Source organism: Bacillus piscicola, from assembly GCF_022458745.1.
GTDB classification, from domain to species: domain Bacteria; phylum Bacillota; class Bacilli; order Bacillales; family Marinococcaceae; genus Alteribacillus_A; species Alteribacillus_A piscicola.
On the sequence record NZ_JAJJJF010000001.1, the window covers coordinates 29897 to 44266 of the forward strand.

At 41.7% G+C, this 14370-nt stretch carries 11 protein-coding genes; 10 read left to right on the forward strand and 1 reads right to left on the reverse strand.

Going from position 1 to position 14370, the window contains the following annotated elements; translation table 11 throughout:
* Positions 1-17: 17 nt before the first annotated feature.
* The 8 genes from LOR49_RS00170 (at position 18) to LOR49_RS00215 (ending at position 10023) form a co-directional block, all read left to right on the forward strand.
* On the forward strand, positions 18-1769 hold the full coding sequence (locus tag LOR49_RS00170; RefSeq protein WP_240373981.1) for a polysaccharide deacetylase family protein: 1752 nt from the start codon (positions 18-20) through the stop codon (positions 1767-1769).
* A gap of 4 nt (positions 1770-1773) precedes the next feature.
* Entirely contained in the window at positions 1774-3051 is a 1278-nt protein-coding gene (locus LOR49_RS00175) for a glycosyltransferase family 2 protein (RefSeq protein ID WP_240373982.1), read from the forward strand.
* 33 nt (positions 3052-3084) lie between these two features.
* Positions 3085-4230 (forward strand): non-hydrolyzing UDP-N-acetylglucosamine 2-epimerase, encoded by a 1146-nt coding sequence (wecB, locus tag LOR49_RS00180; protein WP_240373983.1) that lies wholly within the window; start codon positions 3085-3087, stop codon positions 4228-4230.
* A 23-nt stretch (positions 4231-4253) separates the two neighbouring features.
* Positions 4254-5372, forward strand: a complete 1119-nt coding sequence (locus LOR49_RS00185) for a glycosyl hydrolase family 8 (RefSeq protein WP_240373984.1) — start codon at positions 4254-4256, stop codon at positions 5370-5372.
* Entirely contained in the window at positions 5369-5626 is a 258-nt protein-coding gene (locus LOR49_RS00190; protein ID WP_240373985.1) for a hypothetical protein, read from the forward strand. Before LOR49_RS00185 ends, LOR49_RS00190 begins: the two co-directional genes overlap by 4 nt.
* Positions 5627-5759: 133 nt before the next feature.
* Positions 5760-9071 carry a 7TM diverse intracellular signaling domain-containing protein gene (locus LOR49_RS17380; protein ID WP_275899431.1) on the forward strand — a complete coding sequence of 1104 codons (3312 nt, stop codon included), beginning with the start codon at positions 5760-5762 and terminating at the stop codon, positions 9069-9071.
* 24 nt (positions 9072-9095) lie between these two features.
* Positions 9096-9800, forward strand: coding sequence for a response regulator transcription factor (locus LOR49_RS00210; protein ID WP_240373986.1), 705 nt, complete (start codon positions 9096-9098; stop codon positions 9798-9800).
* Positions 9801-9864: 64 nt separating this feature from the next.
* The gene (locus LOR49_RS00215; RefSeq protein ID WP_240373987.1) at positions 9865-10023 is read left to right on the forward strand and encodes an anti-repressor SinI family protein; all 159 of its coding nucleotides are present in this window, start codon (positions 9865-9867) and stop codon (positions 10021-10023) included.
* A 737-nt stretch (positions 10024-10760) separates the two neighbouring features.
* On the opposite strand, the gene LOR49_RS00220 is transcribed toward LOR49_RS00215, so the two are convergent.
* Complete coding sequence (locus tag LOR49_RS00220; protein ID WP_240373988.1) at positions 10761-11531, reverse strand: IclR family transcriptional regulator; 771 nt, start codon at positions 11529-11531, stop codon at positions 10761-10763.
* A 327-nt stretch (positions 11532-11858) separates the two neighbouring features.
* On the opposite strand from LOR49_RS00220, the gene LOR49_RS00225 reads away from it, so the two are divergent.
* Together LOR49_RS00225 and LOR49_RS00230 are read left to right on the forward strand one after the other, a co-directional pair.
* Entirely contained in the window at positions 11859-12407 is a 549-nt protein-coding gene (locus tag LOR49_RS00225) for a cupin domain-containing protein (protein WP_240373989.1), read from the forward strand.
* 157 nt (positions 12408-12564) lie between these two features.
* On the forward strand, positions 12565-14364 hold the full coding sequence (locus LOR49_RS00230) for an L-lactate permease (RefSeq protein WP_240373990.1): 1800 nt from the start codon (positions 12565-12567) through the stop codon (positions 14362-14364).
* Positions 14365-14370 lie beyond the last annotated feature (6 nt).

Genomic DNA, 14370 nt, shown 5'->3' on the forward strand with positions numbered 1-14370 from the left:
AAAGAAGGGATTACCCAATGACAAGATATCGACAGCCAAAGAGGGCATTGGTCATAATTCTAGCCTTGGTGTTAGCGGTCAGCTCCATATTTCCTGTAACCCTTACTCTAGCAGCGAAACAAGAGGAGGATACTCGTGTTCTCGTTATCTATTCATCCAAAGATGGTGAGATGGACGAACACCAGCGGAAACTGGATATGTTAATAGGGGGATTTACGAAAAATATTGAGTTTATTAATAGTCACAACGTAAGAAAGAAGGATCTCAAACAAGTCACCCATGTTTTTTATTTCGGGCAAATAGAGGAAAAACTACCGAAGAGATTTATCACGTTGTTTGATGACTATACAGGGTATTTTATAGCGCTCGGATATAATTCCGAGTACCTGGGGGACGCCTTTCAATTTATGGATCCACTACACGAAGTGGGAATCAATGAAATTGTGCTCATGGACGGTAGTGAAAAGACGCTGGACGTAGGTCCGGAAGAAGCGATTGAAATCGAGCTGTTAGATAACGAGGTGGACGTGTTATTGGAAGGAAGAATGGTCGAAGAAGACTGTATTCATCCTGTGATGGTAAGACAGAAAAAGAAATATTATTTTGCATTCGATAACTTACTAAATGACAAGGATATTATGTTCGGTGAAGGACTCCAAGACATCTTTCCCGCTCAAGAAGAAGAAGAAGATGTAAACCCTGCTTATCTGAGACTGGAGGACGTTCATCCTTTGGTGGATCCTGACAAATTGCAAGCGACCGCAGATTACTTAAAGGAGAAGAAGATCCCTTACATGATTGCGGTTATCCCGGTTTATACCAATCCCGTTACGGGGGAGGAGCATCACTTTTCAGACACCCCTAAGTTACTAAAGATATTGAAAGAGATGCAGAAAGAGGGAGCCAGCATCGTTTTACATGGCTATACGCACCAATATAGAACCAGTGAAACAGGGGAAGGGTTTGAGTTTTGGGATGTAGATAATAACAGACCCGTCTACACGAGTGCAGATCAAACATTAGAAATGAAAGAAAAAGAAGATTTTAGCAGCGTCACTTTATATGAAGAATACGTGGATGGGTTAAAGAGATTTGAACGAGAATACACGGAAAGCAAAATAGAGCGCGGGATTGAGGAGCTGGTGAATTATGGCTTGTATCCACTTGCTTTTGAAGCCCCGCATTACACGATGTCCCAGCACGGTTATCAAATTGTATCTCAGTATTTTTCTACGTACGTGGGGCAATTGCAATTAAGTGATGACGATTGGGAGTTGATGGGAAGCACCCCGTACATTACGTCCCCGACTTTTTTACATGGAATGGAGCTGCTTCCGGAAACGATGGGCTTTGTTAAAAAGAGCGATTCCCAGCCTATTGAAAAGATGATAGAGAATGCCAAACGACACCAACTCACGCAAGGAGGAATGGTAGCCGCGTTTTATCATCCGTATTTAGGAGTTGATGGATTAAAAGAGTTGGTGACGGAAATGGAGAAATTACCCAACCTTTCCTGGATCGATTTAAAACAGCGCGATATCACGGTGACTACGGATAACATTACCATTGCGACAGACGAGGGGGAGATAGTGACAGAAATAGATAGAGGGAAACTACTCTTTTCTTCCATTGATTTCCCGCTATATCACATCAAACAATTTGTTCAACGTGTTGTATGGGGATTTGCTGTTGCAGGAGGTGCGGCAGTAGTAGCCTTCACCGTCTTCACTATTGCGGTCAACAGAAGAAGAATGAAAGTGGGAGGGTGATAGCATGGGAGATCTAATACTGTATATATCGCTATTTCTAATTTGGCTCATGTTGTTTTATCATGCGTTTCTTATGTTGGGAGGCTATATACATTCTATTAACTATAAAAAGTATCAACAGAAAGTAGTCAAAGATGATCAAGACTTGCCGACAGTCAGTATTTTAATCCCAGCTCATAACGAAGAGGTCGTCATAGAAGACACACTATTGTCGATGATTCGTTTGCATTACCCGAAAGAGAAACTAGAAGTTATCGTGATTAACGACAATTCCAGTGACCAAACCGGTGCTATTATTGATCGTTTTGCCAGCACCTGTACGTTTGTCAAAGCGGTGCATACGAAACCTCCTTTTGCTGGAAAAGGTAAATCAGGCGCTTTAAATCAAGGCTTGAAACAAGCAACCGGCGAAATCATTGCGGTCTATGATGCGGATAACACACCAGAGCCAGATGCGATTCGATTGCTTGCAAAAGCGCTAATCCATGACAAAAAAGCTGGTGCTGTCGTCGGGAAATTCCGTGTAGTCAACGCAAACAAAAATTTGCTCACACGTTTGATTAACATTGAAACCCTTACCTTTCAATGGCTGGCTCAAGCCGGTCGCTGGTTTTGGTTTAAGATGACGACCATTCCCGGAACAAATTTCGCGATCCGTCGATCCATTCTTGATCAGTTAGGAGGCTGGGATGAGAAAGCGTTATCCGAAGACACAGAGCTCAGTTTTCGGGTCTATAATCTCGGGTACTATATTCGGTTTTTCCCGGCAGCGATTACGTGGGAACAAGAACCGGAGAATCTGAAAGTATGGTGGCGGCAGCGCACAAGGTGGGCGCGAGGCAATCAGTACGTCATTTTTAAATATTTATTTAGCTGGAAGCAGCTTACCAATAAAAAAGTGTTTCTTGACTTGTTTTACTTTTTCTTTACTTACTTTTTGTTCTTTGGGGGCGTATGGCTGTCCCACTTGGTATTTGTAACGAACCTGTTTGTAGATCTAGAGCTGACGATTGGAAGTGTCTCCTACGTGTTGCTGGTTGTCGGTTTTCTGCTGTTCGTTACCGAAGTAGCCTTAGCGATAAGTATGGAAAAGAAACAATTTACGGTCAAAAACTTCTTCATTATCTTGCTGATGTATTTCACCTATTCGCAAATGTGGATGTTCCTTGTCGGCTATGCGGCGCTTTTAGAAATAAAACGGACTCTGTATAAGCAGGAAGTGAAATGGTACAAAACGGAACGCTATAAGAAGGACACAAATAACAAAGAACGTTCCGCCTAAACGGAGCAATTATAAAGAAGGACGGTGAAGGATATGAAAGTATTGACTATTTTTGGGACGCGTCCGGAGGGAATTAAGATGTCCCCTCTCGTAAATGCATTAAAAAAGGAGGAACACGTGGAATGTCTTGTAGTAAACACCGCCCAGCATCGCGAAATGTTAGACCAAGTGCTAGAGTTATTCGATATCCGTCCTGATTATGATTTAGATATTATGAGAAAAGGCCAGACATTAGAAGAATTAACGACCCGGATAATTTCAAGCCTTTCCTCTATTATAAAAAAAGAATGTCCTGATCTCGTTTTCGTACATGGTGATACAACGACAACTTTTGCAGGTGCGTATAGCTCTTTTTTACAAAAGGTTCCAGTCGCTCATATAGAAGCGGGTCTGAGAACCTACGATCCCTATTCGCCGTTTCCGGAAGAGCTAAATCGTCAGCTAGTAGGACGCCTGGCCACCTACCATTTTGCGGCGACGAAGCAAAATCGAATGAATTTGTTAATGGAAAATATCAAGGAAGAAGATATTTTCGTAGTGGGAAACACGGTGATTGATGCATTGTTGGAAGTTGCTGATAGACCCAATCCGTTGAAAGAAAAGTTACCGTTCTTAGACGATCCTTACGTCAAAACGATATTGTTAACGACCCATCGCCGAGAAAATTTTGAGGAACTAAAGCACGTATATCGGGCGGTGAATCGCTTAGTAGATATTCATCCTGATGTGCACGTAATCTTTCCTGTGCATAAAAATCCCGTGATCCGAGAAAAAGTCAAGAAAGAGTTACAAATGAACGAACGCCTTCACATCGTGGAACCGTTAGATTATGAAGATTTTGTGCACGTCATGAAACAGTCCTATCTCGTCATCACAGACTCGGGGGGTATTCAGGAAGAAGCTCCCGCGTTAGGAAAGCCCGTTCTTGTTGCCCGGAAGACGACGGAACGCCAAGAAGGAGTGAGGGCCGGGACGCTCCGCCTAGTCGGAACATCAGAAGAGATCATTTTTGAAGAATGCAATCGGCTGATTCAACACCCATCGTTATACAAAGAAATGGAAAAGGTTCGAAATCCTTATGGAGACGGAACCTCATCCGAACAAATCGTCCGTGTGATCAAGGAAACGATCCAACACAAGATTGCAGTTGACCTTCTTTTGCCTGAAAAAAGTCAGTAACCTACTGAAAAGGAAGTAAGGAAGTGAAAAAAATATACGTTATCCTAATTGCTGGGTTCATAGGTGTCATCTTCCTTTTCACTTATTACGCGTGTGAAACGAGTAAGGAGAATTTTGTGACGGAGAGCTTTATTAAAAGATGGCTTCAAAATGACAATGGAACGTTTGCGACGTATTTGAAAGATGAAGGTCCGGAAGATATAGATCTGGTAAAGGGAAGAGAAACCTTGTCAGAAACTCTCGGCTTGTGGATGGAGTATGTGTTACAAAAAGGAGATCAAGAGGCTTTTGAAACCGCGGTTCGGCAATTGCATCGTTACTTTTTAGAAGAGAACGGTTTTGTTCATTGGAAGTTAACAGAAAAAGGCGCTAGTGAAGTCTCCACCAACGCTCTAGTAGATGACTTACGGATTATTCATGCGTTACTGCAGGCAGGGGAGAAATGGGGGAGTCCTCGATACGAAGAGACGGCAGCGTTAATTGCAGGTTATATTACTCACCACAATAATAATCAAGGAGTATTAACGGACTATTATGAAAAAAAAGACCGCTATGCAAGTGATGTTATCACGTTATCTTACATCGAACCTAACGCCTTAGAGAAGATGAAGGATCGGGGATTAATAGATGATAACGTTTATTACAACATGAGAACCATTTTACAGCTGGCACCCATTGACAAGGTTTTCTACCCCAAATCCTACGACGTGAAGAGAAACAAGTATATGTTTGACAATGACATTAATATGATAGATCAAGCTCTTGTCGCGTTGTACCGGGCTAGAGCAGGATTTGCAACAGAACATTTTTTAGAATTTTTAAAAAGGGAACTGCGACAAAACGGAATCATATACGGACAATATAACAGAACTAGTAAAAAGCCAATTGTCGCGTATGAATCCCCCGCTATTTATGGGTGGCTGGTTTTATATGCATTAGAAGAAGAGGAAGAAGAGCTAGCCAAAAAATTGTTTGCCCAAATGACAACATTTCGCAACACTCGCAAACACGCAAAATATGTTGGAGGCTACTCCATTTATCAAAACAATACGCACATCTTTGATAACCTGGTTCCACTCCTAACAGAGCGTGCGATGTTCGATGGGGTTATTCTTCCGCCAAGAAAGGAAGAGAAAAGATGATACGTTTACAAGGAGGTATTTATTATACGTCCCTTTATGGACGAGAGATCAAATTAGTTTATTTGCATTCCGATGTTTGTAAGCTGTATATCAATGAAAAATACGTAGGATTGTGCAACTTTGGTTATATAAGAGAAAAAGTGAAACTGCTCCAAAAACGAAATCAAAAGGGAGAGCTCATTTACCCGGGTTCCAACGTATGGACAGCCGCTAAAAAGGGAGCGTTTATAAGCGTTTCCTATAAGAAACGGTAAATTAACACCTTACACCATCAATGGGGCCTACCAACTGTTGCGAAAATAGTCAAAATATAAAGGATATTCGGGAGCCTTAGAAGAATAACTACTATCAAAGACCTTTCATGTTCTGGCGTTAAGGAGGCTCCCTATGAGAGGAAAGTGGTATGGGTGGACCCTGTTATTCCTTTTTTATTTGATACATGTCAATAAGGCAGAGGCTGTTGTGGAAATTCATGAAGATAGGGAACGCTACTCCCTTACGAAACAAATGGAAATTCTTGAGGATCAAGAAAAAGAGTGGACGATCGCAGACATGGAATCCGCTGCTGTCTTGAAACAATTCGTACGGAACAAGGCGAATCCCCCAAACTTTGGTTATACGACCTCTACTTACTGGGTTCGTTTTCAAGTTGAAAACCGTACGGAGCGGGAGGAGTTTGTACTTGAAATTCCATACCCGCCTCATGATGAGATAACCTTGTATAAACCAAAAGGTAATCATGTTGTCTCGGAAGTAGCAGGGGATTTGCTTCCGTTTTCTCGCCGGGATAGAAATCACCGCCACATTACCTACGAAGTTACCATACCGCAAGGAGAAATGTATACGTATTATGCACAGTTTAATAGTGAAGGATCCATGCAGCTTCCGATACTACTGTGGACGGAGGAAGCTTTCTCAGAAAAAAGTATGCTCGAATACTTGTTGTTAGGGTTATACTTTGGACTTGCTGCTGTCATGATTTTATATAACTTGTTTTTGTTTTTTTCCTTACGGATGCGTAGTTACATATGGTATGTATTATTCATTTTAGCGCTCGTTTTTACACACATGACGTTAAACGGAGTGGCGTATCAATTTTTATGGCCGGAAGCTCCGTGGTGGAACAACCGGGCTATCGTATTTTTTATGGCGGTAACGAGTATCATGGCCATATTGTTTACGAAAAGCTTCTTAATGACACGCCAGCACGTGCCCTGGTTTGACCGCTTTTTTAATTGGACCATCTTGGTGCAGGTTCTCCTTATTGGTGTATTGTTTTGGAGGTATGATATCGCATTAAATGTGGTGATGGGATCAACGATTACACTCGTATTTGCCATCCTAACCGTTGCGTGGTTATGTTTAAAACGTGGGTATAAGCCGGCGCGCTACTTTTTAGTCGGATGGGTTGTTTTTTTAGTCGGCGTCCTAATATCTTCCTTGGCAGATGCAGGTGTGATCCCCATCACTTTTTTTACCAAATATGCCTCGCAAATGGGATCAGCTCTGGAAGTTATTTTATTTTCCTTTGCGCTGGCAGATAAAATCACTACGTTACGGAAAGAAAAAGAGAGAGCAGAAAGAGAGATAAAAGAAAGCCAGGAAATAGTAGTAGAACAGTTAAAGAAAACAGATCGATTGAAAGATGAGTTTTTGGCCAATACCTCCCATGAATTGCGTACCCCGTTAACCGGCATCATCGGGATTGCGGAATCGCTTCGTGACGGGGCCGCGGGTCCGTTAAATGACACCATGAAAAAAAACCTATCTATTCTTATAAGCAGCGGCCGTCATTTAGCTCACTTAGTAGACGACCTGCTTGATTACTCGAAATTAAAGCATAAAGAAATGAAACTCAAAACAAAGCCCATCAGTATGAAGAACATGACAGATGTTGTCCTATCCATTGTACAGCCGTTACTTACAAGTAAAAAAGTCGAACTTAGCAATCGTATTCCGGAACAACTTCCTTTCGTTCAAGCAGACGAAAAAAGGTTACAGCAAATTTTGCATAATCTGATCGGCAATGCGATAAAATTCACAGAAATCGGCACGATTGCCGTGACAGCTGAAAAGAACGACAATATTCTAACCATTACTGTTTCCGATACAGGGATTGGCATGACAGAGGAAGAAAAAAGCAGAGTATTTAATGAGTTTGAACAAGGAATACACTCTCCTACCTTATCGCAAAGTGGAACCGGGTTAGGTCTTACTATTACAAAAAAACTAGTAGAGCTACACGGAGGCAGCATTGCGATTGATTCTGAATTCGGAACAGGAACGCGTGTCTCGTTCAGCTTGCCGATCTCGGCAGAAAAGGAAGGGGAGGTATCACTCTCTGTTCCGGCAGCCAAGAACGAGGAAGCGTTGGATCTAACAGACGCTTTAATACCGTTAGAAAGGCCGACCATCAAAAAAGACGGGAGAATTTTACTTGCAGATGATGAACCAGTCAATATTCAGGTGTTGTCCAATCATCTTTTATTAGCAGGCTATGAAGTCGTTACCGTGCAAAAGAGCAACGACGTATTACAAAAAGTAAAAGAATCCTCTTCTTTTGACTTAGTCATTCTGGATGTCATGATGCCAGGCATGTCCGGTTATGAGGTGTGCCGACGACTGAGAGAACGGTTTTCCCTGACAGAACTTCCGATATTAATGGTAACCGCTCGTAATCAAATCGGAGATATCGTGACAGCGTTTCAAGCTGGCGCGAATGATTACTTAACCAAACCTTTCCATAAAGAAGAACTACTTGCGAGAGTGCATACGCATCTTACGTTACAACAAGCAGTGAAAGACATCCTGGAAGTGAATAGGGAGCTGGAGCTGCTTAGCCAGGAACTCGAACAACGTGTTCAGGAGCGAACAGAAGAATTAGCGATCCAGACTCGACAGTTACAAAAGACGGAAAGCTCGCGCCGAGATCTTTTATCTAGTATTTCCCACGACTTGGGGACACCAATGACTTCATTACTTGGTTACATCAAGGCAATGATGGACGGCATCATTGATGCATCAAATGAAAAATATCTTAGGATCGTGTATGAAAAGATATTGTTTATCGATCGTTTAATTCAGGACTTGTATCAGCTATCAAACTTGGAGACGCGCCAATTAGTATTTAAGTGGAACGATATGCCAACACATGATTTTATTCATGATTTTTTACAAAGCTTTAACGAGGACGTCACCTTACATCATATTCATTTTCATTTGGAAAATCATGTAGATATGACAGAAAGAAATGAATTCGTGTATGTTGATCTGGATCGAATGAAGCAGGTGATGACCAACTTAGTTTTCAATGCGATCAGGTACACCAATGAAAATGGCGTGATTACGATTGAAGTAGCAGAGGAAACCGTGAAGAATCAAGGCGACATAGCCAACCAACGCATGGAAGAGACGACTGCTGCTGTTGTTCCCTCTCTAACGCTGAAACAGACAAACAGACAGATGGTGATCGCGATCCATGACACGGGGACGGGAATAGAAGCGTCATCCTTGCCCTTTGTGTTTGAACGTTTTTTCCGCGAGGATTCGTCCCGACAGGTAAGCGGGGGCAATGTCGGATTAGGGCTTGCGATTTCCAAAGAAATTATTGAATACCACGGGGGTCACATTTGGGTTGAAAGCATAAAAGGGATGGGAAGTTCATTTTTTTTCACCCTTCCTCTTTATAGGAGAGGTTGACAGTAGAAAGGTGTGAGGGGAAAAATGACTAGAAAAACAATTCTTGTTGTGGAGGACGATGAGGACATTCAAAGGTTGATTACGTTGTATTTGCAAAAGGACTATGACGTGATCACATCGGCTAACGGCATAGAGGCCTTGCAGTTAGTAGAAGAACACTCTCCGCATTTAGTTATTTTAGATATTCTTCTTCCTGGAATGAACGGTTTTGAAGTATGTCAAAAACTAAGAGAAGAGGATAAAAACACCCCTGTCTTATGTGTAAGCGCCAAACGAGAGGCGGATGACAAAATATGCGGGTTGGAGCGTGGAGCTGACGACTATTTGACGAAGCCCTTTGATCCTGGAGAATTGGTCGCGAGAGTGAAAGCACTTCTCCGCCGTAGCTACGTCACCAAAGTTCAACAATCAGCCTCATCCAACCGTTCGTTACAATTTGGAGACCTTCATATTGATACCATTGGTTATACCGTGACCAGAGCGGGACAGAACATTCACCTGTACGCCAAAGAAATGCAAGTTCTGCTGTTATTGTCACAAAACCCCAATCAAGTGTTCAGTGTGGAGCATATTTATGATTCCATCTGGGGCCTCGAGAACGACAGCGATGTGAAAGTCGTGTCCGTTCATGTAAGCAGTCTCAGAAAGAAAATCGAAAAAAATCCATCTAAGCCACAGTATATTGTTACCGTACGAGGTTTTGGGTACAAATTTATTCAAAATGTTTAAAATTTTTACCTAATTTTAAACTTCGTCCTGTACTCTGTATGGTATGGGGAGTGATTTGTTAGTCATGATAACCAAAATGAAAGGACTAATGGGGATGGGGAAAAGTGAAACGGCGGTGGAGGAAAAAGAATGGATAGAATTAATAAAACAAGCACGAGATTTGGGGATATCCAAGGATGAGGTACTCCGTTTCGTAGCTCAAATGCAACAAACTGAAGAGTGAACGACCTTTTAGCTATAGAAAATCACGAAACCATGTAAGCAATACCAGGCTCAAAATCCTTGTGAAAAGGATTTTTTTTTGTGGTGCGCCCGGCATGCTCACTCGATCAGTCACCTTTCCATAAGGCTGTCAAGATCAGGCGGAGGAGCTAAGAAAAGGAAGAAGGATCAAAAAACATCGGATTACATGAAAAACGGATCTCATGCCGTGTTCATAAGACCAAACACCAGGGGGACGGGTGTAAACTTGGTCTTATAGCGCCGTCCAAAGACCAAATCCCACTCTTTTATCGGGAGAGTCGGTCTTATGAAGCGTTCAAAAGACCAAAAATCGCTAGAATACGAGACAAAGCGGTCTTAGGAAGGCGCCAAAAGACCAAAAGTCAGAGATTTTCATGTACATCTGGTCTTATGAAGCGCCCAAAAGACCAATAAATGCTAGAAAACAAGACAAAGTGGTCTTATGAGCTTGCCAAAAGACCAAAACCGAGGGGAAAGGTCGTACATTTGGTCTTATGGAGACGTCAAAAGACCAAACCTCGCTCTTTTATCGGAAGAACCGGTCTTATGAAGCATTCAAAAGACCAATAAATGCTAGAAAACAAGACAAAGCGGTCTTATAAGTCTAGTTGATGTTTTTTAAGGGCAGGAATTGGCAGGTCCCTTACATCTTTGACAAAAAAATGGTGGAGTAAAATCACGCCACCATCTTAGTCATTGAACCATATATTCTTTCCGTCACATTTGGTGTGCCAGTAGCTCGGAAATGTTTTTTGAAATTTCTTTTAACTTCATGACTTCTTTCGTGTTTGGTGCTGTATTGAAATCGTGAGTAAAGCCTATTAACCCTATTACAGCCACAGCTCTTCCTGTGTGATCAAAGACTGGGCATGCGATTGTATGGTTTCCTGGTAAATCACCAAACTGCCTATCCCTCGACGCAAACCCCTTTTCTCTCACTTCATTTATCTCGTTCATAACCGCTGTTTCGTCTAAGTTGTAAGTGGCGATCTCTTTTTCCACTAAATGTTTGGTGACAGGCTCCGGTAAAAATGCAACGAAGCATTTTCCGACTGAGCTGACGAGCAGGGGAGGACGGTAGCCTATTTCTATTTCTACATTTATTGATCTTCCGCTGCCTTGATACTTCACAATCATTGGCCCTTGCTCTGTCCATAAGGAAAGGATGGATGATTGATTCAGTTCTTCTTTGATTTTTATTAAAAATGGGTCAATGATAGAGATAACATCCATTCTATTTAGTGCATGTAAGCCAAGATCGATCAATTTGGAACCTAGATTGTATGTTCTTGTCGATTCATCGTAAAGTAATACATCCGTCTTCATAAAACTTACAAGGTATTTCTGTAGGCTGCTTTTCGACATGGATGTTTTATGGGAAAGCTCTGTAAGTGTTATGGGACCCTGATTATTTTTTATTTCATCTAAAATATACACCGCACGCTCAAGGGATTGGATCCCCTTCGTTTTTAAAGCCCTCTCCTTCAAGACTACTCACCATCACTTTATTTATTACTATGATTCAGATTAGCATACAAGACAATTATCTCAAAAACAATACCGCTTACTTAGGCAGGGGCCTATTGTCTCACCCTGCAGGAATTGCGAAAAACTGTAAATGAATTATAACATATCTCTAAATCTCATCAGGTTTATCAAGGAACAGAACAATAAATGGGCGATAACACGTAAATAGAATTCATGAAATTGTTAATTAATTATTGATTTTTATACGCGTCCCATGTAGAATTACACTCAAATACACTAATGGCGTACATTGTTAACCATTAGTGTACAACAAGGAGGCTATTATTAATGAGTCATTCAAAAGCAGATTTTATGAATTACAAAGATTTTCTTCAAAAAAGCACAAAGCCGACGGTGAGCCCTTGTATTTGGAAAGGGAAGGATATCATGAAACACTTAGATCTTTCTCTTTCTTCGGATTTTATGGGGGATGGCAGAGGCGCAGTATCGCTTGTCAATAAAGATACGGGAGACGCTTATGGTGTTTCGCCTAATATCAATGCTTTGGTGCAGGTATTGAAACCGGGCGAACATAATAATCCGCATAAACACAGTAATTTTGCTATCTTTGTCGTCTTTGAGGGAGAAGGATATAGTGTCATCAATGGCGAGAAGATCGAATGGGAAAAAGGAGATGTATTCTTCTCTCCAGCGTGGCTTGAGCACGAACATTGCAACACCTCTGACACTGAAAATGCTATTTTATATACCATTCAAGATGTTCCAACTGTTTCTGGTATGGGAGCATGGTTTTTAGAGGAACCTGTCGGAACAAAAACTCAGCACGTTGTGGAAGATGAAGTAGCCGACAAGAGTTCTATTTTGCCGGAAAAATAAGCGTTCAAGGTTATAAGAATTTCATGTTCATGTAAGGCATGAGTTAACTGACTTGGTGTAACGCAAACCTGAGTCAGTTAATCATGCCCCTTTCGCTTAAATTTACTGAATAATCAGATGTAAGGAAGTTTTTTATCACATACTTGGGGGGAATACCATGGATTTATGGTTGCTTTGTGTTATTGGAGTTATACCAATCATGATATTGTTTTTATTGCTAGTGGTTCTGCGCTGGACAGCGAGAACTTCCATGTTGCTCGCCTTTATATCCGTGTTACTTATAACTACTTTCGTTTGGCAGATACCTGTTAATCAAATTTCTGCCGCTAGTGTGGACGGGGTCACTACTGTGTTTAGCATTTTGTATATTGTATTCGGTGCATTACTCTTGCTCAATACATTGAAAGAGAGTGGCGCATTGGGTGTAATTAGAAAAAGTATTACAGGTGTTACACAAGACAGAAGAATTCAAGTGATCATTCTCTTGTGGGTCTTCGGTGCTTTTTTAGAAGGTGCGGCTGGGTATGGATCTACAGGAGCAGTGGTTGGATCCATATTAGTAGCTCTAGGCTTTCCTGCCATGTCGGCTGCTTTGATGGTTATGATTTTCCAGAGTACAGCTGTATCCTTTGGTGCGGCCGGAGCACCTATTTGGATTGGGGTAAGTGATGGATTGGGAAGCGGCCGGGATGAACGGATGAATTCTCTTCTCAACGTCTCCTCTTGGGACCAATTTCTTTTGGAAATGGGAGAAAAAGTAGCACTCATTCATGGCGCGGTAGGGATATTTGTCCCTTTATTTATGGTTGTATTGCTTTGCGGTTTTTTTGGAAAAAACAAATCATTTAAAGAGGGCTTCGGGGCGTGGAAATTTGCTATTTTCGGAGGATTGTGCGTATCTGTACCTTACATTCTATCAGGGATGTTCCTAGGTCCTGAGTTCCCTTCCTTATTCGGTGGACTGTTAGGACTTATACCCGCAGTAATAGCGGCGAAAAAAGGGTGGTTCATGCCGAAAGATACGGTGTGGCAATTTGGTGATAAATCCAACTGGGAAAAAGAGTGGATTGGCGTGTTGAAAGTAGAAGAAGAAAAAATCGCTTCATTTTCCACTTTTAAATCGTGGCTGCCCTATATTATCATGGCCGCTTTGTTATTTATCAGCAACGTATCCTTTTTGCCTGTTTCCTCATGGTTAGGAAAAACAACCATTGTATTTACTAATCTTTTTGGAACCGATATTAGCACAGGTATTGATTTATTAGCATCACCTGGCACCGTTTTTGTAATCGTTTCCATTCTTACCATTTGGCTGCATGGTATCGATTGGCCTACCTACAAAAAGGCTTTGAAGTCATCCATTGTGACAATTGGCGCGGCGGCTGCTTCATTAATATTCGCGGTTCCCATGGTACAGGTGTTTCTTCAAAGTGGAGGCGGTGCAGCAGGATTCGAAAGTATTCCCTCTACTCTAGCAAGCGGCTTAACATTTTTCGCCGGAAATTCATGGGCTTTTATCGCACCGGTTATCGGCGCCATGGGAGCATTTCTTGCTGGAAGTAATGTATTTAGCAACTTGATGTTTAGCCAATTCCAAGTAGAAATGGCCTTAAGTTCGAATTTAACGCCATCCTGGGTTGTGGCGCTTCAGTGTGTTGGGGCAGCAGCGGGGAACATGTTTAGTGTTCATAATGTAATCATGGCTTCAGCTGCAGTGGGCTTAGTTGGAAAAGAAGGAAATGTTATTAGGAAAGTGATTATCCCGGCATCCTATTATATTCTGATGACTGGTGCAATTGGCTATGTCCTATTAGTAGGAGTTGGATTAAACTTAGGGTCATTTGTCATCGCCGCTATTCTTGGAACAATTTTTATTTCAATTTTCATCAATAAAGGGTATTACAAACAAGGGCCCCACCTAACCTCCGATATTGTAGAAAAGACTGGGTCAAAATAAAACCAG

Excerpts from the sequence above, each read along its gene's own strand:
- LOR49_RS00225 (WP_240373989.1), top strand. The coding sequence starts at position 11,859 with ATGAGTCATTCAAAAGCAGATTTTATGAATTACAAAGATTTTCTTCAA.
- LOR49_RS00210 (WP_240373986.1), top strand. The coding sequence starts at position 9,096 with ATGACTAGAAAAACAATTCTTGTTGTGGAGGACGATGAGGACATTCAA.
- LOR49_RS00215 (WP_240373987.1), top strand. The coding sequence starts at position 9,865 with ATGATAACCAAAATGAAAGGACTAATGGGGATGGGGAAAAGTGAAACG.
- LOR49_RS00175 (WP_240373982.1), top strand. The coding sequence starts at position 1,774 with ATGGGAGATCTAATACTGTATATATCGCTATTTCTAATTTGGCTCATG.
- LOR49_RS00230 (WP_240373990.1), top strand. The coding sequence starts at position 12,565 with ATGGATTTATGGTTGCTTTGTGTTATTGGAGTTATACCAATCATGATA.
- LOR49_RS00190 (WP_240373985.1), top strand. The coding sequence starts at position 5,369 with ATGATACGTTTACAAGGAGGTATTTATTATACGTCCCTTTATGGACGA.
- LOR49_RS17380 (WP_275899431.1), top strand. The coding sequence starts at position 5,760 with ATGAGAGGAAAGTGGTATGGGTGGACCCTGTTATTCCTTTTTTATTTG.
- LOR49_RS00170 (WP_240373981.1), top strand. The coding sequence starts at position 18 with ATGACAAGATATCGACAGCCAAAGAGGGCATTGGTCATAATTCTAGCC.
- wecB (WP_240373983.1), top strand. The coding sequence starts at position 3,085 with ATGAAAGTATTGACTATTTTTGGGACGCGTCCGGAGGGAATTAAGATG.